This is a genomic window from Allobosea sp. 2RAB26, assembly GCF_052115465.1.
In the GTDB taxonomy this organism is placed as follows: domain Bacteria; phylum Pseudomonadota; class Alphaproteobacteria; order Rhizobiales; family Beijerinckiaceae; genus Allobosea.
Window position 1 is genome coordinate 261,884 of sequence record NZ_JBFRGS010000005.1, and the last position, 18,901, is coordinate 280,784.

At 65.8% G+C, this 18,901-nt stretch carries 22 protein-coding genes; 8 read left to right on the forward strand and 14 right to left on the reverse strand.

Annotation, left to right across the window (positions count from 1 at the left end; genetic code table 11):
* Nucleotides 1-13 precede the first annotated feature (13 nt).
* Nucleotides 14-1,066: a polyamine ABC transporter substrate-binding protein gene (locus tag AB4118_RS11645; protein ID WP_069880423.1), complete on the forward strand. Its 1,053-nt coding sequence runs from the start codon at nucleotides 14-16 to the stop codon at nucleotides 1,064-1,066.
* Nucleotides 1,067-1,136: 70 nt separating this feature from the next.
* Here AB4118_RS11645 and AB4118_RS11650 read toward each other — a convergent pair whose 3' ends face one another.
* The 4 genes from AB4118_RS11650 to modA form a co-directional block, all read right to left on the reverse strand.
* Nucleotides 1,137-1,514, reverse strand: a complete 378-nt coding sequence (locus AB4118_RS11650) for a winged helix-turn-helix domain-containing protein (protein ID WP_441489866.1) — start codon at nucleotides 1,512-1,514, stop codon at nucleotides 1,137-1,139.
* Between the two features lie 135 nt (nucleotides 1,515-1,649).
* The gene (gene modC, locus AB4118_RS11655) at nucleotides 1,650-2,744 is read right to left on the reverse strand and encodes a molybdenum ABC transporter ATP-binding protein (RefSeq protein ID WP_441489867.1); all 1,095 of its coding nucleotides are present in this window, start codon (nucleotides 2,742-2,744) and stop codon (nucleotides 1,650-1,652) included.
* Nucleotides 2,741-3,439: a molybdate ABC transporter permease subunit gene (gene modB / locus AB4118_RS11660; protein ID WP_441489868.1), complete on the reverse strand. Its 699-nt coding sequence runs from the start codon at nucleotides 3,437-3,439 to the stop codon at nucleotides 2,741-2,743. The genes modC and modB overlap by 4 nt, the downstream gene beginning before the upstream one ends.
* Complete coding sequence (modA, locus tag AB4118_RS11665; RefSeq protein ID WP_441489869.1) at nucleotides 3,436-4,239, reverse strand: molybdate ABC transporter substrate-binding protein; 804 nt, start codon at nucleotides 4,237-4,239, stop codon at nucleotides 3,436-3,438. The genes modB and modA overlap by 4 nt, the downstream gene beginning before the upstream one ends.
* Nucleotides 4,240-4,367: 128 nt before the next feature.
* Here modA and AB4118_RS11670 point away from each other — a divergent pair, with 128 nt between their 5' ends.
* Together AB4118_RS11670 and tsaA are read left to right on the forward strand one after the other, a co-directional pair.
* The gene (locus tag AB4118_RS11670) at nucleotides 4,368-4,574 is read left to right on the forward strand and encodes a TOBE domain-containing protein (protein ID WP_441479394.1); all 207 of its coding nucleotides are present in this window, start codon (nucleotides 4,368-4,370) and stop codon (nucleotides 4,572-4,574) included.
* Nucleotides 4,575-4,579: 5 nt separating this feature from the next.
* Complete coding sequence (tsaA, locus tag AB4118_RS11675; protein WP_441489870.1) at nucleotides 4,580-5,074, forward strand: tRNA (N6-threonylcarbamoyladenosine(37)-N6)-methyltransferase TrmO; 495 nt, start codon at nucleotides 4,580-4,582, stop codon at nucleotides 5,072-5,074.
* On the opposite strand, the gene AB4118_RS11680 is transcribed toward tsaA, so the two are convergent.
* The 5 genes from AB4118_RS11680 to AB4118_RS11700 form a co-directional block, all read right to left on the reverse strand.
* A complete protein-coding gene (locus tag AB4118_RS11680) occupies nucleotides 5,071-5,589 on the reverse strand; it encodes a cupin domain-containing protein (RefSeq protein WP_441489871.1) in 519 nt (172 codons plus the stop codon). The genes tsaA and AB4118_RS11680 overlap by 4 nt on opposite strands.
* Before the next feature lie 53 nt (nucleotides 5,590-5,642).
* A complete protein-coding gene (locus AB4118_RS11685; protein ID WP_441489872.1) occupies nucleotides 5,643-6,434 on the reverse strand; it encodes an ABC transporter ATP-binding protein in 792 nt (263 codons plus the stop codon).
* A 7-nt stretch (nucleotides 6,435-6,441) separates the two neighbouring features.
* Nucleotides 6,442-7,434, reverse strand: coding sequence for an ABC transporter substrate-binding protein (locus AB4118_RS11690; RefSeq protein ID WP_441489873.1), 993 nt, complete (start codon nucleotides 7,432-7,434; stop codon nucleotides 6,442-6,444).
* 68 nt (nucleotides 7,435-7,502) lie between these two features.
* Entirely contained in the window at nucleotides 7,503-8,327 is an 825-nt protein-coding gene (locus AB4118_RS11695) for an ABC transporter permease (RefSeq protein ID WP_441489874.1), read from the reverse strand.
* Nucleotides 8,324-9,175, reverse strand: a complete 852-nt coding sequence (locus AB4118_RS11700; protein ID WP_441489875.1) for an IclR family transcriptional regulator — start codon at nucleotides 9,173-9,175, stop codon at nucleotides 8,324-8,326. Before AB4118_RS11700 ends, AB4118_RS11695 begins: the two co-directional genes overlap by 4 nt.
* A 117-nt stretch (nucleotides 9,176-9,292) precedes the next feature.
* Here AB4118_RS11700 and AB4118_RS11705 point away from each other — a divergent pair, with 117 nt between their 5' ends.
* Both AB4118_RS11705 and AB4118_RS11710 read left to right on the forward strand, forming a co-directional pair.
* The gene (locus AB4118_RS11705; protein WP_441489876.1) at nucleotides 9,293-9,991 is read left to right on the forward strand and encodes a hypothetical protein; all 699 of its coding nucleotides are present in this window, start codon (nucleotides 9,293-9,295) and stop codon (nucleotides 9,989-9,991) included.
* Nucleotides 9,991-10,770, forward strand: coding sequence for an SDR family NAD(P)-dependent oxidoreductase (locus AB4118_RS11710; RefSeq protein WP_441489877.1), 780 nt, complete (start codon nucleotides 9,991-9,993; stop codon nucleotides 10,768-10,770). The genes AB4118_RS11705 and AB4118_RS11710 overlap by 1 nt, the downstream gene beginning before the upstream one ends.
* 119 nt (nucleotides 10,771-10,889) lie before the next feature.
* On the opposite strand, the gene sseA is transcribed toward AB4118_RS11710, so the two are convergent.
* Nucleotides 10,890-11,747 carry a 3-mercaptopyruvate sulfurtransferase gene (gene sseA / locus AB4118_RS11715; RefSeq protein WP_441489878.1) on the reverse strand — a complete coding sequence of 286 codons (858 nt, stop codon included), beginning with the start codon at nucleotides 11,745-11,747 and terminating at the stop codon, nucleotides 10,890-10,892.
* A 39-nt stretch (nucleotides 11,748-11,786) separates the two neighbouring features.
* A complete protein-coding gene (locus AB4118_RS11720) occupies nucleotides 11,787-12,503 on the reverse strand; it encodes an alanyl-tRNA editing protein (RefSeq protein ID WP_441489879.1) in 717 nt (238 codons plus the stop codon).
* Nucleotides 12,504-12,698: 195 nt separating this feature from the next.
* On the opposite strand from AB4118_RS11720, the gene AB4118_RS11725 reads away from it, so the two are divergent.
* Entirely contained in the window at nucleotides 12,699-13,496 is a 798-nt protein-coding gene (locus AB4118_RS11725; RefSeq protein WP_441489880.1) for an SDR family NAD(P)-dependent oxidoreductase, read from the forward strand.
* On the opposite strand, the gene aac(3) is transcribed toward AB4118_RS11725, so the two are convergent.
* Nucleotides 13,465-14,313 (reverse strand): aminoglycoside 3-N-acetyltransferase, encoded by an 849-nt coding sequence (gene aac(3) / locus AB4118_RS11730; RefSeq protein ID WP_441489881.1) that lies wholly within the window; start codon nucleotides 14,311-14,313, stop codon nucleotides 13,465-13,467. The genes AB4118_RS11725 and aac(3) overlap by 32 nt on opposite strands.
* A 59-nt stretch (nucleotides 14,314-14,372) precedes the next feature.
* On the reverse strand, nucleotides 14,373-15,305 hold the full coding sequence (locus AB4118_RS11735; protein ID WP_441489882.1) for a LysR family transcriptional regulator: 933 nt from the start codon (nucleotides 15,303-15,305) through the stop codon (nucleotides 14,373-14,375).
* 71 nt (nucleotides 15,306-15,376) lie between these two features.
* Here AB4118_RS11735 and AB4118_RS11740 point away from each other — a divergent pair, with 71 nt between their 5' ends.
* Both AB4118_RS11740 and AB4118_RS11745 read left to right on the forward strand, forming a co-directional pair.
* Nucleotides 15,377-16,354 carry a hypothetical protein gene (locus tag AB4118_RS11740; RefSeq protein WP_441489883.1) on the forward strand — a complete coding sequence of 326 codons (978 nt, stop codon included), beginning with the start codon at nucleotides 15,377-15,379 and terminating at the stop codon, nucleotides 16,352-16,354.
* Nucleotides 16,341-17,348 (forward strand): DUF2891 domain-containing protein, encoded by a 1,008-nt coding sequence (locus AB4118_RS11745; RefSeq protein WP_441489884.1) that lies wholly within the window; start codon nucleotides 16,341-16,343, stop codon nucleotides 17,346-17,348. The genes AB4118_RS11740 and AB4118_RS11745 overlap by 14 nt, the downstream gene beginning before the upstream one ends.
* 18 nt (nucleotides 17,349-17,366) lie before the next feature.
* Here the strand turns inward: AB4118_RS11745 and AB4118_RS11750 are convergent, their stop codons facing one another.
* Complete coding sequence (locus AB4118_RS11750) at nucleotides 17,367-18,821, reverse strand: cryptochrome/photolyase family protein (protein ID WP_441489885.1); 1,455 nt, start codon at nucleotides 18,819-18,821, stop codon at nucleotides 17,367-17,369.
* Between the last annotated feature and the right edge of the window lie 80 nt (nucleotides 18,822-18,901).

An 18,901-nucleotide genomic window follows, 5' to 3' on the forward strand; every position in this document is an offset into this window, starting at 1 on the left:
GGGAGACACGTTCATGATCAACCGCCGCACCGCTCTGGCGAGCACTGTCGCCGCATTTGCCGTCGTCGCCTCCGGCGCCGCCATGGCGCAGTCCAAGACGCTCTATGTCGGCATGAATGGCGGCAATTTCGAGCGCACCTTCACGCAGGCTGTCTTCCCCGAGTTTGAGAAAGCCAATGACGTCAAGATCGTCGTCGTGCCCGGCACCTCCTCGGACATCCTGGCCAAGGCGACAGCGGCCAAGGACAAGCCGCAGATGCATGTGATGTTCCTCGATGACGGCGTCATGGTGCGCGCGATCGGCGCCGGCCTCTGCGAAAAGCTGAAGCCCGGTCCGGAGCTGGCCGAGCTTGCTCAGGGCACCCGGATGAAGGACGACATGGCAGTCGGCATCGACCTCGGCATGACCGGGCTCGCCTATAACAAGAAGATGTTCGACGAGAAGGGCTGGGCCGCACCGACCTCGTGGATGGATCTCGCCGACCCGAAGTTCAAGGGCAAGGTCGTGTTCCAGTCGGCCTCGGCGTCGTCCTTCGGTCTGCACGCCTTCCTGATGTTCAACCGTATCCAGGGCGGCAACGAGACCAATGTCGAGCCGGGCTTCAGCAAGTTCCGCGACCTGATCGGCAAGAACGTGCTCGAGTTCATCCCGAGCTCGGCCAAGATCTCGGAAATGGTCCAGACCGGTGAAGCTGCGATCTTCCCGCTGACGCCGACGGCGGTCGCGACCTTGAAGGAAAAGGGCATTGCGGCGGAATATGCCCAGCCGAAGGAAGGGTCCGTCGTGCTGATGGTGGCGCAATGCGTCATCGCCAATAACTCGGAGCCGGAGCTGGCACAGAAGCTGGCGGCCTATCTGCTTTCGGCCGATGCGCAGAGCAAGGCGCTGGCTGCCGGCAATGTCGTGCCTTCCAACACCAAGGCAAAGGCCACGACGCCGGAGGCCGAGGAGAAGCTCAAGGCCTTCCACGCCAACATGAAGACCGCAGTGACGCTGGACTGGGATGCGATCAACGCCAAGCGCCCGGAATGGAACAGCCGCTGGAACAAGATGATCGAACGCTGAGCCTGAGGCCCGGCTTCCACGGCGCGCGGTCGGTTCGACCGTGCGCCGTTCTCGTTTCAGGACTTGCCGATCAGGACTTGCCGCCCCGCTCGTCGACGAGCCCGCGCAGGGCTTCGATATGAAGATTGCCCGCCTTCAGTGCCTTGCTCTCGACAGCGCGGTAATGCGCCACGACCTCGCGTCCGAGCGGCGTCAGATGCGCTCCACCGCCCTTGCTGCCGCCGGGCTGGGCTTCCACAAGCGGTTGCCGGAACATCCTGTTGAGTTCGTCGACCAATAGCCAGGCTCGCCTGTAGGACATGGTCATCGCCCGTCCCGCTGCAGAAATCGAGCCCGTCTGCTCGACAGCTTCGAGCAACTCGACCTTGCCCGGGCCGAGTCGGCCGCCGGGCGAGAAGTCGAGCCTGAGGCTGAGTTCGACGGCGGGGGGCGGCGGCGTTTCGGGCATTCAGGCGTCCTTGTTGCGCAACCAGTCTAGCCGGCTTCGGTCAGGCCCGCATCGTCGTTTCCCGCCGCATAGCCATATATGCCGAACTACAGCGCAATGGCACCGCCAGTCTCCATTGCATGCGGCAGGACATCGTCAGGGCGCATCGACCGAGACGCTTTTGATGACCGCATAGATCGGGCTGCCCGGTTTCAGCCCAAGCTGAGACACCGATTTCGTGGTCAGCCGGGCAACGAGCATGGCGCCATTGCAATCGATGCGCAGGTCGACGGCGGCTCCCTCCGTTCCGCGCCCCATGCCGACCTCGGCAATGGTACCCGGCAGCACATTGAGTGCACTGATGCCTTCCAGCGGGTTGAGGCTGAGGAGAACGTCGCTGGCGAGGATGCGGACGCGCAGCCGCGCTCCCGCGCGCAGACCGGGACGCGCGACAAAGAGCCGGCCTGCCTGGGTCGACAGCGTCGCCAGGTGATGGACAGGGTCGAGACCCGTGACTTCGGCGTCGAGGACGGCGCTCGCTTCCGGCGCCCCGGGCAGCATCGCGACATCGAGCCGCGACATCACCTCGGCCGTCGGGCCCGACGCCTTGACCGCGCCCTGGTCGACGATGACCAGATTCGTCGCAAGGCGTGCGACCTCGGCCGCCGAATGCGAGACATAGACGATCGGCAGGCCCATCTCGTCGCGCAATCGCTCGATATAGGGCAGAATCTCGGCCTTGCGTGCTTCGTCAAGCGAAGCGAGCGGCTCGTCCATCAAGAGCAGGCGCGGCCTTGCCAGCAGGGCTCGGCCGATCGCCACGCGCTGCTTCTCGCCGCCGGAGAGCCCCGCGGGGCGGCGCTCCAGCAAATGGCCGATGCCGAGCAGTTCGAGTACGCTTGCAATCTCGGTGCCGTCATGGCCGTGGTGCCGGGCGAACCAGCGTCCGAAGAGCAGGTTCTGGCGGACGGTGAGATGCGGGAACAGCCGCGCTTCCTGGAAGACATAGCCGATCCGGCGGCGATGTTTGGGGACGAAGATGCCGCGGTCGGTATCGACCAGGGTTTCGCCGGCGACGACGATCCGGCCACGTGTCGGGCGGATCAGGCCGCCGATGACATTGACCAGCGAGGTCTTGCCCGAGCCGGAGCGCCCGAAGAGAGCCGTCAGACCGCCATCCGCGGTGAAGCGGGCGTCGAGCAGGAAGTTCCCGAGCCGATGCTCAACCGCGACATCGAGAGCCGGTGTCATTCGATCGCGATCCGGCGCCCGACAAACCGCGCCATCGCCTCGGAGGCAAACAGTGCGATGACGGATATGGCAATCGAGATCAGCGTCAGCCGCATGGCTCCGGCCTCGCCTCCCGGCACCTGGGTGAAGGTGTAGATCGCCGAGGGCAGAGTCTGGGTCTCGCCGGGGATGTTCGAGACGAAGGTGATGGTTGCGCCGAACTCGCCCATCGCCTTGGCGAAGCTCAGGATCATGCCAACGACGATGCCGGGCAGGCACAGCGGCAGGGTCACGGCGAGGAAGACCCAGAGCGGACTGGCGCCAAGGGTGCCGGCGGCATCCTCCAACTTGCGATCGACGGCCTCGATCGAGAGCCGGATCGCCCGCACCATAAGCGGAAAGCCCATCACCCCGGCGGCAAGCGCGGCACCGGTCCAGCGGAAGGACAGGACGATGCCGAACCAGTCATAGAGGAACTGCCCGATCGGGCCGCGCCGTCCGAAGCCGATCAGCAGCAGGTAGCCGGTCACGACAGGCGGCATGATCAGCGGCAGATGCACGAGGGCGTCCAGGAGCGACTTGCCCCAGAAACGGCCTCGCGCCAGCAGGAACGCGATCGCGATGCCGATCGGCAGGCTCGCGATCGTGGCCGTCGTTGCGACAAGCAGGCTGAGCCTGACCGCCGTCCACTCCTCAGGGGACAGCCAGTCGCTCACGAAGAGCTGGCAGCCTTGTTCAGCACCGTGAAGCCCTGCTTCTCGAAGGCGCCCTTTGCCGCGGGACCGCGCAGATAGGTCAGGAAGGCCTGGGCGTCAGCATTGGCCGAGTCCTTGGTCACCGCGACCGGATAGATGATCGGCGGGTGCGAGTCCTCGGGGAAAGTGGCGACAACCTTGACCTGCGGGTCGGCGGCGGCATCGGTGGTGTAGACGATGCCGAGCGGCGCCTCGCCGCGCGAGACCAGCAGCAGGGCGGCACGAACGTTGTCGGCCTGTGCCACCTTGTCCTTGATCTTGTCCCAGCCGCCGAGCTTCTCGAGCGCAGCCTTGCCGTATTTGCCGGCGGGCACGGAATCGACATTGCCCATGGCGAGCCGGCCGGAGCCGAGCACGGTGGCCAGATCGACGCCTGGCTTCAGTTCGACCTTGGCAGCCGAATCCTTGGCGGCGATGAGCGCGATCCGGTTGGCCAGCAGACTGACGCGGGTGTCAGACTTGATCAGGTTCTTCGAGGCCGCGTAATCCATCCAGTCGAGATCCGCCGACATGAAGATATCGGCTGGTGCGCCCTGTTCGATCTGCTTGGCCAGCGCGTTGCTCGCCGCGTAGGAGATCTTTGGCGCCGGCTTGCCGCTTTCCTTGACCCAGCTGGCCGCGGCCTCGTCGAGCGCATTCTTGAGGCTCGCAGCCGCGAAAATGACGAGCTCCTTGCTCTGTGCCTGGGCCTTGCCAGAGACAGTGGCCATTCCGAAAAGGAAGGCTGCGGCAAGGCCGAGTACGTGGCGGCGGGTTGTCATGGTCGCGTTCCCTCGAAATCGCAATCGCTGTGCATCGTGGAATATAGCGATCGTTGCGTGGCGTCGAGAGCCGTGTCAATCACCATGAGTGAGGGGATGGCCCTCCGGACATGCTGAGGAGAAAGCTCGTGAAGATCAGCGCCCGCAATCAGCTCAAGGGAAAGATCGTCGAGATCACGAAGGGCGCGACGACCGCCCATGTCCGCATCGACATCGGCGGAGCGATCGTGACCTCGGCCATCACCAACGCAGCGGTCGACGAGCTCAAGCTCACGGTCGGGCAGCAGGCCTACGCCGTGGTGAAGGCCTCCGACGTGATGGTCGCGATCGACTGACGGCGATGGTGCGCGAGAACGAGATCCGCGACCACGAGGTTGCGGTCGCGCCGCCCGTGGCGAGCGATGCCGGACTGGTCTTCATTGGCAGAATCCGGACGCCGTGGAGTTCTCGGTTGACCTGCCCGCGCCAGGGGCGGATCGATGGGCCGCTCTGTCGGATCGAGCTGTTCGAGCCCTGGGATGCGGCGCTTGCCGGGATCGAGCGCTTCGAGCGCCTGGAGGTGCTGTACTGGCTGCACCGGTCCCGACGCGACCTCGTGCTTCAGAGTCCTGCAAGTGATGGGCAGACCCACGGCACTTTCGCGCTTCGCTCCCCCGTCAGGCCCAATCCGATCGGCACCTCGATCGTCACGCTGGCCGCCCGGGAGGGGCCGGTGCTGCTGGTCCGTGGGCTCGATTGTCTCGACGGGACGCCGCTGCTCGACCTCAAGCCCGACCGCACGCTGTTCACGGCGATCGCGCCCGCTCAGCCGGGCGATTTCGAGGTCGGCGGTTAGTCTCGGGAGCCGCCGCCCGGTGGGTGCTTGTGGATCGGGTCGATCCAATAGACCTCTTCAGGCGCCTCGACCGGGTCGACATCGGTGATGTTGACCACTACGGCCTCGTTGTCGGAACGCACCAGCACGCATTCGAGAGGCTCGTCCGGATTGGCGTTGATCTCCTGGTGCGGCACGAAGGGCGGCACGTAGATGAAGTCGCCCGGCCCGGCCTCCGCGACGAATTCGAGCCTCTCGCCCCAACGCATGCGGGCCTTGCCGCGCACGACATAGATCACGCTTTCCAGCTCGCCATGATGATGCACACCGGTCTTGGCATTGGGCTGGATCGAGACCGTGCCGGCCCAGATCTTTTGCGCACCGACCCGGGCGTGGTTGATCGCAGCCTGCCGGAACATGCCAGGCGTCTGGGCGGTGTTGGGATCGAGCTTGTCGCCGGTGATGACGCGCACGCCGTCATGTTTCCAGCGTGGCTCGTCATGGTCGTGCGAATGCGGGTGATCGTGCTCGGCCATCGCAGGCTCCTTCCATCCGGGAAGGCTAGTCCGATGGGCGCTGCTGGCAAGCCTCAATACCGGATCACGCCAAAACGCCTGAAGGCGTCGTGGATGCGGTCGGCATAGGCGTTGAAGCTCGGGTAGTCGCCGAGATGGGCGGGGCGTGGCCGCGGCAGCTCGATCGCGATTTCGTCGACGATGCGCCCGGGTGTCGGCGACATCACCAGCACGCGGTCGGAAAGGCCGATCGCCTCGTCGATGCTGTGGGTGATGAACACGACCGTCTTGCCGGTCTCCAGCCAGAGCATTTCGAGATCGTGCCGGATCTGCGTGCGGGTGATGGCGTCGAGGGCGCCGAAGGGCTCGTCCATCATCAGCACCGACGGATTGTGGATCAGGGCCCGGGCGATCGAGACGCGCTGGCGCATGCCGCCCGAGAGCTGCTTCGGATAGCGATCGACCGCATGCGAGATGCCGAGCTTGGCGAAGAGATCGAGCGCACGGGCGCGTGCCGGCGCCAAGGGCAGGCCACGGATCTCGGCCTGGAGCATGACGTTCTCCAGAGCGGTCCGGAACTCCAGCAGCAGATGGTCCTGGAAGACGATGCCGATATCGGTGAGCGGTTCGGTCAGTGTCCGGCCGTCGACCAGCAATTCGCCGGCGCCGACCGGCATCAGCCCGGCCGCCATGAGCATGAAGGTGCTCTTGCCACAGCCGGAAGGGCCGATCAGGCTGACGAATTCGCCGCTCCGGATATCGAGGGTGAGACCGTCGACGGCGGTGAAGCTGCCGAAGGTCTTGATGACGCCGCGTCCCTGGATGGAGGCGGCGCCGGAGCCCGGGGCTTGAGTCGCGAGGCTCATGGAATCCTCAGGAACAGGCTGGTGCCGAGGCGGGCAGCAGCTCGGTCGAGTAATAGTCTGTGATCGGCTTGTCCTTGGGCAGACCGAGATATTGCGTCAGCAGGTCGAAGCTGACGGTCCAGTTCTTTTCCGGAACCTTGCCGAGTGACGTCGCGCCCGGTGCGCAGAGCAGCTTGTTGACGACGTCGAACTGCGCCAGCACCTGGGCCTTCTTCACCGAAGGAAATTGCGCCACCACTGCATCGGCCGCAGCGTCGGGGTTCTTGCGGGCGGCGTCCCAGCCCTGGAGGCTCGCCTCGACGAATTTCTTGAACAGATCGGCATCGGCCTTGATCCGGTCGTCGCGGGCGATCATCGAGAGGCCGACGGTCGGCACGCCGACATCGCGATAGAAGATGTCGCGCACCTTGAAGCCGCGCTCGCGAATCTGGATCGAATGGAAATCGGCCCCGCCGAGGATGGCGTCGACCTTCTTTTCCAGCAGCGCGCCGACAAAGGCGCCGGGATCGATATTGATGATGTCGAGCTTGGTCTTGTCGATCTGGTTGCTGGCCAGGATCGCATCGAGCAGCGTCGTCTGGGCCGTGCCGGGCTGGACCGCGACCTTCTTGCCGATCAGGTCCTTGGGGGAGGCGATGTTGCTCTCTTCGAGCGAGATGATGGCAAAGCCGTTGGTCTGCAGAACCGGGGCGATGATCTTCACCGGCGCGCCCTTGGTGCGCAGCTGCATCGCGGCAGGCGCGTCGGCGAAGCCGATATCGGTCTGGCCGGTCGCGACCATCTGCGCAGTGGTGCCTGAGCCCTTGCCTTCCTCGATGGTCAGGTTGATGCCGGCCTTCTCGTAGAGACCGAGTTGCTTGGCCATCATGAAGCCGGCATTGGGCGCTGCGGCGAGGAAGTTCAGCGTGATCTTCATCGGCTTGCCGGCGCCCTGAGCGAAGGCGGTCGTGGCGCTGAGCGCGATCAGTGTTGCTGCGGCGATGAGACTGCGGCGGTTCATGTTGGTTCCTCCCATGATCATTGTCCGGTGCCCCGGTTCGAGCCGGGTATTTCTTGGTCTTGGATAGGTCAGCCCTTTCGCTGCCAGGGCATCAGCAGCACTTCGAGCCCGTCGACGAGATAGCTGAAGACGATGCCGACGAGGCTGAGCGCAACGAGGCAGGCGAAGATCAGCGGCATGTCGAGGAAGCTGGTGCCGCGCAGCAGCAGATAGCCGAGGCCGGCATTGGCGCCGACGAACTCGCCGACGATGGCGCCGGTGGCAGCGAAGACGGCGGAGACCTTCAGGCCGGAGAAGATATAGGTCAGCGCTGCCGGCACCCGGACATAGCGGAAGGTCTGCCAGGCTGAGGCGCCCATCGAGCGCGTCAGGTAGAGCACCCGCTCGTCCAGCGCCCTGAAGCCGGTCATGCTGGCGACCAGTGTTGGGAAGAAGCAGAGCAGGAAGGTCAGCAGCACCTTCGGGAACAGGCCGAAGCCGAACCAGACGACGAAGAGCGGGGCGATCGCGATCTTGGGCACAAGCTGGAAGAAGACGATGACCGGGTAGATCGCCTTCTCCAGGATCTTCACGGAGACGATGATGTAGCCGAGCGGGATCGAGATCACCGCCGCCATCAGGAAGCCGAGCACGATTTCATTGGCGGTCACCAGCGTGTGCTGCGCGATCAGGGCCCGGTCGATCCAGAGCCGCTCGAAGAAGGCGCTCGGCACGGGCAGGATGTATTCCGGGATGCCGGCCATCGGCACGAACCACTGCCAGGCGAGCAGCAGCACGGCAAAGCTGGCAAGAGGCCAGGCAATCGCGGAGACCCAGGCGCGGGCATGGCCGGTGGCCGGAACAGGTGTCGCGGAGGATGCCGCGGCAGGCGCGATGGCACCATCGTTGCTCATGCCTGGGTTCCTGTCTGGAGGAGAGGGCCCGGCCGGCCATTCAGCGAAGGGCTCTGCAGCGATGAACTCTGGCGGCGGCGCAACGGCCAGATCTCGGCCATCTCGACTGCGGCCCTGTGCAGGGCGTCGGCAATCGAGCCATGGCGCGCGGCCTGCATCCGGGCCGCAGGGCCGGCGACGCTCAATGTGCCGGCGATCGGCGCCTCGGCTCCAGGCGCGGAGCGAAAGGTCGTCGCCATCGCCACAGTGCCGATCTCGCCTTCCTCCACGGCGAGTGCAAAGCCGCGCTGCCGCGTCTCGGCGAGATGGCTGCGCAAGGCCTCGACGCCGGTGACGGCATTGGGACCCGTGCGCCCCTCCGCCTGAAAGCCACGCGCGCAAACGATGCGAAGCGCCTGGTCTTCGGGCAGGGAGGCGAGCCAGGCCTTGCCGGTCGCCGTGGCATGCAGGACGATTTCCGAGCCCATTGGCGGCTCGTAGCGAAGGCCGGCGGTCGCGCCCTGCGACCGCGCGATCCAGACCAGATTCTCCCCCTCGACCACGGCCAGTCGACAATATTCGCCCGTCGCCTGGGCGAGCCGGTCGAGCACGATCTGACCGGCATCGGGCAGATGGCGCAGGTCGAGATTGCGGAAGGCGAGGAGCGAGAGCTTCAGGGTCAGCGCGTAGGCGCCGCTGGCGGGATCCTGCGCGACAAAGCCGCGCTCGGCGAAGGTGGTCAGCAGACGGTGGGTCGCACTGGCCGGCAGGTCGAGCCGCTCGGCGAGGGCGCCGAGGTCGATGCCGGCGGGTTCTCCCGACAGCATTTCCAGCATCTTCAGCGCGCGGTCCACCGCTGCGATCGTCACCGTTCCACCCTCATATCTTCTTTTTTGGAATAGCATTCCATTTCAGAATTTGATTTCGTATATGAGCGAGGACAGGCCGAGTCAACGGCCCTGCGATGGCTGGAGAGGGGAGCGACCATGAGTTTGGCAGGCGAGGGGGCGGTCGCAATCTGGCACGACATCGCGCCGGAAGGACGCGAGGTCTTCTATGCCTGGCATGGTCAGGAGCACATGCCGGAACGGGTCGGCATTCCTGGATTCCTGCGCGGCCGGCGCTATGTCGCCATTGAGGCCGATCTCGAATTCTTCAATCTCTACGAGACGCTGAGCGTCGAGGTTCTGAAGGGACAGGATTACACGGCACGCGTGAACGCGCCGACACCCTGGACCCTTGCCGCGGTCACGCATTTCCGCTCGGTCGCCCGCTCGATCTGCCGTGTGGCGCATAGCGCCGGGCCGGCGCAGGGTGGGCTGATCGCGACGCTGCGCTATGATGTGCCGGACGTACAGGCGGCGGAACACAAGGCTGCCTTGCTTCGGCAGCTGGTTCCCGATCTGCTGGGGCGACCAGGCGTCGCCGGCGTGCATGTGCTCACCGCCGATGCCGAGGCGAGCGGCGTCGCCACCGCCGAGCAGAAGGCCCGTGGCGTCGCCAATGCCGTCCCACGCTGGGTGTTGCTGCTCGAAGGCTGGGGAGACGAGGCGGAATTCGTGAGACTGGCCAAGGCGGAGCTCGCGGCTGAGAAACTCACGGCGCTTGGCGGCGAGGGGCCATTCGATCTAGGGCTCTATCGTCACCAGACCACCCGAACCAAGACTGCCTGGAGTGCGGGCTAATGACTGCGACCTACGAATTCGGCGGACGCCGCGCGATCATCACCGGTGGGGCTGGCGGGCTGGGGCGTGGCATGGCCAAGGCGCTGATGGATGCCGGCGCCGAAGTCGAGCTCTGGGACATGAGCGCGTCGGCGCTGGCGCAGGCGCGGTCGGAACTCGGCCCGGCCATCAGCGTCCGGGAGGTCGACATCACGAATGTGGCGGCGGTCGAACATGCCGCCGATACCGTCTTTGCCGGTGGCCGGGTCGATATCCTCGTCAACAATGCCGGTGTGCTCGGCGAGGTCAAACCGGTCTGGGAAACCTCGCCGGAGAATTTTCAGCGCGTGCTGCAGGTGAACCTGTTCGGAGCCTATCTCGTGACGCGCGCGGTCGTCGGGCGCATGCGGGCACAAGCAGCGCGCCACACCGCACAGAACCCGCACCCGTTGCGCGGCCATGTCGTCAACATTGCTTCGATTCAGGGCAAGGAAGGCATGGCGATGGCGGCAGCTTACAGCGCCTCCAAGGCGGGGTTGATCGCGCTGACCAAGAGCGTCGCCAAGGAAACCGCGCGCGACGGCATCATCGTGACGGCGATCACGCCGGCCGCTGCCGAAACCGCGATGGCCAAGGAAATCTCGGCTGAGCGCCGCGCAGACATCCTCGGCCGTATCCCGATGGGCCGCTTCGTCGAGATCGACGAGGTGGCCAGAATGGTGCTCTGGCTCTCCTCCGACGAGTGCTCCTTCTCGACCGGGGGAATTTTCGATCTGTCAGGCGGCAGAGCGACTTACTGAGTTAAACTCCAGCGCTTTCTTAGATCGTCGGATCGGATTGGTGTCCGGTCCGACGACCCAGCCTTCAGTGTTTGCATCGGCTTTCCCGAAAGCCGCAATCCAGTTTTCGGGCCGGTGCTTTAGCTCTTCCTGGCCGGCCCCGTTGCGATGGGCCGGTCGCTCGCGCCCCATTCGGCCCAGGAGCCGTCATAGATGGCGCGCGCCGGTTTGCCGATGGTCTCGAGCGCGGTCGAGAGGATTGCGGCCGAGACACCGGAGCCGCAGCTGGTGATCATCGGCTTGTCCAGATCGACGCCAGCCTCGGTGAAGGCGGCAGCGATGGCCTCCGGCGAACGGAGCCTGCCATCGGCGATGATTGCCGGGAAGGGCAGGTTGAGCGAACCCGGCATATGGCCCGAGCGCACGCCGGCGCGCGGCTCCGGCGCCTCGCCGCGGAAGCGGTCGGCCGGACGGGCGTCGACGACCTGGATCGCAGCGCCATTCAGCGCACGCTCGACATCGCCGGCATCGGCCACGGCGGAGTGGTCGAGCCGCGCAGTGAAGGTGCGGGCGGCGCGGGCACGGGGCGGGCCTTCCTCGATCGGGCGGCCTTCGGCCTGCCATTTCGGGAAGCCGCCTTCGAGGATGACGACGTCCTTCGCCCCGAAGGTCTTGAAGGTCCAGCGGACGCGCGCGGCCGAGAACAGGCCGAGCCCGTCATAGACCACAATGCGCATGCCGTCGCCGATACCTATGGCGCCGACAGCGGCCGCGAAGGCATCCGGCCGTGGCAGCATGTGCGGCAGATCGGACTTGGCGTCCTTCACTGTATCGATGTCGAAGCGCACCGCACCAGGAATGCGCCGCGCGGCGTATTCGGCGGCGGGATCGCGGGCATGCACGGGGAGATACCAGGAGCCGTCGACCACCACGATATCGGGCGCGTTCAGGCGCTCGGCGAGCCATTCGGTGGAGACGAAAACATCGTTGCTGGCCATGGTCGGCGTTTCCTGCTGATGAGGCGAAGTCTGGAGGGCTCAGGCAAGCGCGATGCGCACGCGCCTGTTCTGCTTGCCCTTCTTCTCCATATCGGTGACCGCGACAACACCGATCTCGGAGGTGTTGCGGACATGGGTTCCGCCGCAGGGCTGGAGATCGATGCCTTCGATCGAAACCAGCCGGACGCGACCGGACCCGCGCGGTGGCTTCACCGACATGGTCTTGACCAGGCCGGGATTGGCGTCGAGCTCCTCGTCGGTAATCCAGCGCTCGCTGACGGCGGCATTGCGGGCGATCAGCGCGTTCAGCTTCTCGCCGATCTCCGCCTTGTCGAGCCCGCCTTCCGGAATGTCGAAATCGAGACGGCCGTCACCATCGCCGATCGAGCCGCCGGTGACGGGGAAGGGCAGCACGACGCTGAGCAGGTGCAGGGCAGTGTGGATGCGCATGCGCTTCAGGCGGCGCTCCCAGTCGAGCAACAGGGTGACAGTGTCGCCGGGCTGAGGTGCGGCCTGGCCCTCGAGTGGCACATGGATGACGCGGCTCTTGTCCTCGGGGTCGTATATCGTGGTGCCGATGGCGATCTCGCTGCCGTCGGCGAGGCGGATCCGCCCGGCATCGCCTGGCTGGCCGCCGCCGGTGGCGTAAAACACCGTGCGATCGAGAACGATGCCGCCGCGCTCGTTCAGCGCCTCTACCTTGGCCGGGGTCTCGGCGAGGTAGGCGTCCTGGCGGAAGAGCAATTCTGTCGGCATCGGTCGTGGCCCTGATTCATCGGCGGCTGGCGCGGCCGGCAGACTGCACCGATTGCGTGGCGTGCGCCACATGCCATGACGACGTGTGGGGATTGCGGCGATCGAGGCGCTGCAGAAGCGGGACGGGCAGGGCGGCAAGGTTGCGCCGATCACTTGTGGGGCTGTATGTCCGGGGGCCTCTCGTCGGGAGAAACCATGTCATTGCCGCGCATGCAGCCGCAGGACGGCGTCGCCTGGGTCACCGGCGCGAGTTCCGGCATCGGCGAGGCCGTCGCACTCGAACTGGCCTCTCGCGGGTGGACGGTGGCGATCACGGCGCGACGGCTGGAACAACTCGAGGATCTCGCACGACGCGCTACCGGATTGCCCGGTCGTATCGTTGCCCATGCCGGCGACGTGACGGATGCCGCAGCCATGCGCGTGGTGGTCGATGCCATCGAGAGCGTGCATGGGCCGATCGCGCTGGCCTTTCTGAATGCCGGCGTCGCGCCAGTCACCCGACCCGGCGTGTTTGACATCGCGGCTCTCGAGGCTGCTCTGGCGGTCAACACCCTTGGAGCAGCCAAGGGGCTGGCCGCCGTGCTGGAGCGGATGAAGCCGCGGGGCCGTGGCCATATTGCGGTCAACGCCTCGATCGCCGGTTTCGGCGGCCTGCCGAGAGCAGCCGCCTATGGCGCTTCCAAGGCGGCAACGATCTACATGTGCGAGGCGCTGAAATTCGACTGCGACAGGCTCGGCATTCGTCTTCAGGTCGTCAATCCGGGCTTCGTCGATACGCCCCTGACGCGCCAGCACGATTTCTCGATGCCGCTCCTGATGACCGAGGCGGTTGCAGCAAAACGCATCGTCGACGGCTTCGCGCGCGGCGGCTTCGAGATCAGCTTTCCACGCCGGCTGTCATGGGCGGTGAAGCTGATCAACCTGTTGCCCTACCCGGTCTATTTCCGGGCGATCGGGTGGTTTACCGGCCGGGCGAAGCGAGAGCAGGCGTAAGCTGCCCGCCGAAGCGGCTCTCCAGCCAGGCGACGCCGAAGCGGGTGATCGCCGCAGCGTCGACGAGGATGCTTGCTGCGGCGCCGATCTGTCCCTGCCGACCCTGTCCGGAGGCAAGGAATGCACCGACGATCTCGGCAAAGTAATCCTCATCGAGCCCGGCGACGATGGGATCGCCTGTGTCGAATTCCTCGATCATCCGCCACAGCGTACCGGATGCGGTCGCGAACGGGACTTCCCGGCGCAGGATGCGCTTGCCCGGAATCTGCGCGAGGTGTTCGGCGTGATGCAGCAGGGTCAGTGTGTCGCGGGGGGCGCCGACCATGAGAACCTTGCCGCCGATGGAGACGAGCTTCGCCAGCGGAGAACCTTCGCCATAGCCATAGTCGAGCGGGTGATCCTGCGTGATCCAGTCCGCCCTGGCACCGAGTGCTGCAACCGAAGCGCCGGGATTGCCACTGCGTTTCGCGCCGGGGGTGCTGCGCAGGAATTCCGGCAGCACGCCATTGTCGCGAATGGCACGTGACGACGCCGGATCGAAGGGCGGGAGATGCGCGCGCCAGGTTTCGGGAACGCGGCCCTCGTTGTCGAGCAGGTCGTCATAGGCGCCGTCCCAGTCGGTATAGGCCAGCAGCGTTCCCTGAGCGCCGATTGTGTCGAGCAGGGCGCCGATCAAGGCATCGGGACCGTTCAGCAACTGCCCGATGCGGCTCATCGCGGCATGAACCATCACGGTGTCGCCGGGCTGCAGGCCGAGGCGCTGGAGGTCCGCACGCAGGGCCGCGCGGGTGAGGAAGGCGGGGAATGTGTCCGACATGCGAAATTGATCCGGCGCTGACTCAACGTCATGGCCGTGACGGACGATTGTGGCGCGTTTCAGATTGTCCGGCAGGTTTTGACGATGAGATCGACGAACCATTGCATCGCCGGGTTCGACGTTGCGCGCAGTCCATGCACGAGGTCGATCGCGAATGCCGGAACCTCATAGGGAAGGGGAAGGATCGCCACACCTGCCACGTCGGCAATGCGCAGGGCGATTCGCTCCGCCATGGTCGCCACGAGATCAGTCCCTGCCAGTACAAAGGGCACCGCCACGACATGCGGAAGCGTGACCGCGACCCTGCGCTTGTGTCCGTGTTCCGACAGAATGGCATCGACGGCACTCGGTGAGCCATCGCCTCCCATCGACGAGAACAGGACATGGGGCAGGCGCACGAAATCAGCACGGTCGAGCGAGATACCCGGAGCTGCGCGGGATGCATCGCGAACGCAGGTGAAGCGCTCCATCAGCAGGAACTGCCGGGTTGTGCGGGAGGAGACGGGCAGATGGCCTCCGATCAGAGCATCGACTTCGCCGCGTTCCAGCCGCGCCAGGCTCTCGATCGCATCGGTGATGGGACGCACGGTGAGATCGACCCCGGGCGCGTCGCGCCGCAGCGCTTCGACAAGGGCCGGCACGATGACGAGGTCGCCGTAATCCGTCACTGCGATGGTGAAATGCCTCCGTGCCGAGCCTGGATCGAAGCCCCGCCCGGAATCCAGCGTTCTGCGAATCTGTTCCAGCGCCTCGCTGACCGGTCGGGCCAGGGCAAGCGCCCTGGCGGTCGGCTGCATGCCCTCGGCAGTCCTGACCAGCAGGTCGTCGTCGAACAGGGCTCGCAGGCGCGCCAGCGCGCTGCTCATCGAGGGCTGCGCCAACCCGATGCGCTGCCCGGCACGGGTCACGTGGCGCTCCTCCATCAGGGCCTCGAAGGCGACGAGGAGATTGAGATCGATCGCAGCCAAATTCATGGCGACGATTATGGTCATGCCGATAATCGATTTCCAAGATGGCGATATGCCTGCCTATCGTCTGCGCCCCAGGCAAACAGGCGCGTCTCATGCGATCCAATCTTCCGCGCCTGATCCCGCGCGGGCCGACATTGCTGGCGCTCGGCGTCATGCTCGGGCTGATTTTTCCCACGCTGGCCGAGCTGGCGCGCCCGCTGATGCCGGCGGCGATCTTCCTGATCGTGCTCGGGACGCTGCTGCGGATCGACATGATCGCAGTGGTCGCCGTGATCCGGCGTCCTTCGCTGTCGGTCTTCCTGCCCTGCGTCGCGATGATCGCATGTCCGATCCTCGCGGGCATCGCCGCGCATCTGATCGGCCTTGCCCCTGAGCTCGCACTGGCGCTGGTTCTGGCCACCTCAGTGCCACCGTCGAGTGGCACCGCGGCGGTCGCAAGAATGCTGGGGCTGGATGGTGCGGTGCCGCTGGTCGTCACGCTCCTGTCCATGGCGCTGGCGCCCGTCACCATACCATTACTGGCAAGCTGGTCCGGCGGGCTCTCCGTCGCGCCTCTTGACCTCGCGCTGAGGCTTGCGCTGCTGATCGGAGGGGCTGAGGGCGTCGCGCTCATCCTGAGGCGGCACGCCGCAGCCGCGCTGGCTGCCCATGGCGCCGCGGTCGATGGCATCACTGTCGCAGCATTGCTGGTCTTCGCTCTGGCGACCATGGCCGGCATGCGCAGCCAGATCGAGAATGATCCTCAGGCGGCCATCATCTGCCTGGCGCTTGCCTTCGCCTGTAATCTCGCCATGCAGTTCGGCGGGGCCCTGGTGCTGCCGGGTTCCTTGCGCGAACGCCTGGCTGTCGGCCTGATTCTCGGAAACCGTAATGTCGGTCTAGCCTGGTCGGCACTTGGTACTGCTGCAACTCCGCGGATGGCACTTTACTTCGCGGCGACTCAGCTGCCGATCTACATCATGCCGCGCCTGCTCGAGGCGCTGCTCGCAAGGTCACGCAAGGATTGTCCGGTCACCGGAATCTCCGGTCGTGCCGTGACAATCGAAGGGAATGCCGATGACACGATCTGATCTTACGCCGGAACTGGCGGCTCGCTTCGCCGCCATTGCGCTGGGGCACGTCCGGCGCGAATACCCCAACAAGCCTGATCATGTCCTGGCCGGCCCCGAAGACGCCCGAACGCCGCGTGAACTCCATCCGGTCTTCTATGGCAGCTATGACTGGCATTCCTGCGTCCACAGCTACTGGATGCTGGCGCGGCTGCTGCGCCGCTTTCCGGACCTTCCGAATGCCGGAGATATCTGCGCCCTGTTCGACGAACAGTTCGTCGCGGACAAGGTCGCGGTCGAGTGCGCCTATCTTGCGGCGCCGACGGCGCGCGGCTTCAAGCGTCCCTATGGCTGGGCATGGCTTCTGAAGCTGGCGGAGGAGCTGCACCTGCATGACGACCAGCGCTGGTCGCAGATGCTCGCGCCGCTGGCGGACGCTTTCGCTGAGCGCTTTCGCGACTTTCTCCCGCTCGCGACCTATCCGGTCCGCGTGGGCACGCATTTCAACACGGCCTTCGGCCTCAGGATGGCGGCAGACTATGCTGCGGTGACGCGGGACGACGCGTTCATGGCGCTGCTGCGAGACACCGGCAGGCGCTGGTACGGCGGGGATGCGGATTGCCCGGCCTGGGGCGAGCCGAGCGGCGATGACTTCCTGTCCTCGGCGCTGATCGAGGCGGAATGCATGAGGCGTCTCCTGCCAGGGGAGGAATTTCTGCCCTGGTTCGACGGCTTCCTGCCCAGGCTGGCCGACAGCGGACCGGAAGCCCTGTTCCGGCCGGCGACTGTCAGCGATCGCACGGATGGCAAGATCGCCCATCTCGATGGTCTGAACCTTAGCCGGGCGTGGTGCTGGCGCTCGCTCTCAGCGGCGCTGCCGCCGGGCGATCCGCGCCGAACCCTGGCAGAGGACGCTGCCGCACGGCACCTGGCGGCCGGGCTTCCCCATATCGCCGGCGACTATATGGGCGAACACTGGCTCGCGAGCTTTGCCGTGCTCGCGCTCGAAGGGTGAGGTAGGAAGCACGGCAGGCTATGCGCGGCCCAGGGACGCAAGGGCATCGAGCGCCCGCTGCCGGCCAAAGCCGAGATCGATGATCGGGCGTGGATAGGTTTCTCCGAGCCGGACGGCAGCGGCCGCGAGCTTGCCAGGCGGAAGCGTCCAGGGGCTGTGGAGCTCCGGAGCCGGAAGCTGACCGAGTTCCGGAATCCAGCGTCGGACATAGGTGCCGTCGGGGTCGAATTTCTCGCCCTGCGTCACTGGGTTGAAGATGCGGAAATAGGGAGCGGCATCGGCGCCCGATCCCGCAACCCATTGCCAACTCGTGGGATTATTGGCGGGGTCGGCGTCAACCAGAGTGTCCCAGAACCAGCGCTCGCCTTCGCGCCAGTCGATGAGCAGGTGCTTGATCAGGAAGGACGCGACGATCATCCGCGCGCGATTATGCATCCAGCCGGTCGTCCAGAGTTCGCGCATGCCGGCATCGACGATCGGATAGCCTGTCAGCCCGCGTTTCCAGGCGTGCAGCGCGGCATCGTCCTGTCGCCATGGAAAAGCGTCGAAACGCGCGTTGAAGTTCTGCGTCGCCAGGTCAGGGTGATGGAAGAGCAGGTGGTAGGAGAATTCACGCCAGCCGATTTCGGAGAGAAATTTCTCTGCATCACCGGCGCTGCCCGGGATTTCTCCTGCATGCCGGGCTGCCAGCGTGGCGTGCCAGAGCTGGCGGGGCCCGATTTCACCGAAGCGCAGATGCGGAGAGAGGCGCGAGGTCGAGACCTTGTCGGGACGATTGCGACCCTCGCTGTAGCCTGCGATCGCCTCGCCGAGGAAAGAGGAGACGGCGCCCGTCGCGCCAGCCTCGCCCGGAATCCAGGCCTCGCGCATGCCCCCAGCCCAATCGGGCGCGGTCGGTTCCAGCATCAGCCTCTCATGATCGAGGGCAAGCGGTTTCAGCGATTCGGGGAGAGGCAGCGGTCTCAGCTGTGTGGGGGCTGGGGCAGGAGCTGCCGGCTCGCCGCGCGCCCGGACTGCGCGCCAATAGGGCGTGAAGACCTTGAAGGGCGTGCCGGAGCCCGTTGCGATCTGCCAGGGCTCGTTGAGCAGGCTGGCATTGTAGCTCGCGACGGTCGTGCCGGCCTGGGTCAGTTCGCGCTTCACCTCAGAATCAAGCGCAATGGCGGCGGCCTCGTAGCGACGATTCCAGGTGACGAGGTCGACGCCTGTTGCGGCCACGACCATGGGAATCAACCTGGCAGGGTCTCCCCGCATCAGGACGAGCCTGCCGCCGCGCGCGCCCAGCTCTTCGGCGAGCGCGGCGAGAGAGCGTGACAACCACCAGCGCGCTGCGCCGCCCAGCACGCGCCGTTTCGGTGATTCGTCGAGGATGTAGAGGCAAAGGACGGGGCCATGGGCCGCAGCTGCGCAAAGGGCAGGATTGTCGGCGAGACGCAGATCGTCGCGGAACCAGAACAGGGAGGAGGCGCTCATCCCTCCTGATAGCCTGCCTCCCGATAGCCTGCACCAGCGGCTCACGCGAAATCGGCGCCGTCAAGGCGCCGATCCTGGCA

Coding starts and splice junctions, on each gene's coding strand:
- AB4118_RS11750 (WP_441489885.1), bottom strand. CDS start 18,821: ATGAGCGCCTCCTCCCTGTTCTGGTTCCGCGACGATCTGCGTCTCGCC.
- AB4118_RS11680 (WP_441489871.1), bottom strand. CDS start 5,589: ATGGCCGAGCACGATCACCCGCATTCGCACGACCATGACGAGCCACGC.
- AB4118_RS11685 (WP_441489872.1), bottom strand. CDS start 6,434: ATGAGCCTCGCGACTCAAGCCCCGGGCTCCGGCGCCGCCTCCATCCAG.
- AB4118_RS11745 (WP_441489884.1), top strand. CDS start 16,341: ATGACACGATCTGATCTTACGCCGGAACTGGCGGCTCGCTTCGCCGCC.
- tsaA (WP_441489870.1), top strand. CDS start 4,580: ATGGTGCGCGAGAACGAGATCCGCGACCACGAGGTTGCGGTCGCGCCG.
- sseA (WP_441489878.1), bottom strand. CDS start 11,747: ATGGCCAGCAACGATGTTTTCGTCTCCACCGAATGGCTCGCCGAGCGC.
- AB4118_RS11705 (WP_441489876.1), top strand. CDS start 9,293: ATGAGTTTGGCAGGCGAGGGGGCGGTCGCAATCTGGCACGACATCGCG.
- AB4118_RS11735 (WP_441489882.1), bottom strand. CDS start 15,305: ATGACCATAATCGTCGCCATGAATTTGGCTGCGATCGATCTCAATCTC.
- modC (WP_441489867.1), bottom strand. CDS start 2,744: ATGACACCGGCTCTCGATGTCGCGGTTGAGCATCGGCTCGGGAACTTC.
- AB4118_RS11725 (WP_441489880.1), top strand. CDS start 12,699: ATGTCATTGCCGCGCATGCAGCCGCAGGACGGCGTCGCCTGGGTCACC.
- AB4118_RS11740 (WP_441489883.1), top strand. CDS start 15,377: ATGCGATCCAATCTTCCGCGCCTGATCCCGCGCGGGCCGACATTGCTG.
- AB4118_RS11690 (WP_441489873.1), bottom strand. CDS start 7,434: ATGAACCGCCGCAGTCTCATCGCCGCAGCAACACTGATCGCGCTCAGC.
- AB4118_RS11710 (WP_441489877.1), top strand. CDS start 9,991: ATGACTGCGACCTACGAATTCGGCGGACGCCGCGCGATCATCACCGGT.
- AB4118_RS11645 (WP_069880423.1), top strand. CDS start 14: ATGATCAACCGCCGCACCGCTCTGGCGAGCACTGTCGCCGCATTTGCC.
- AB4118_RS11695 (WP_441489874.1), bottom strand. CDS start 8,327: ATGAGCAACGATGGTGCCATCGCGCCTGCCGCGGCATCCTCCGCGACA.
- AB4118_RS11720 (WP_441489879.1), bottom strand. CDS start 12,503: ATGCCGACAGAATTGCTCTTCCGCCAGGACGCCTACCTCGCCGAGACC.
- modA (WP_441489869.1), bottom strand. CDS start 4,239: ATGACAACCCGCCGCCACGTACTCGGCCTTGCCGCAGCCTTCCTTTTC.
- AB4118_RS11650 (WP_441489866.1), bottom strand. CDS start 1,514: ATGCCCGAAACGCCGCCGCCCCCCGCCGTCGAACTCAGCCTCAGGCTC.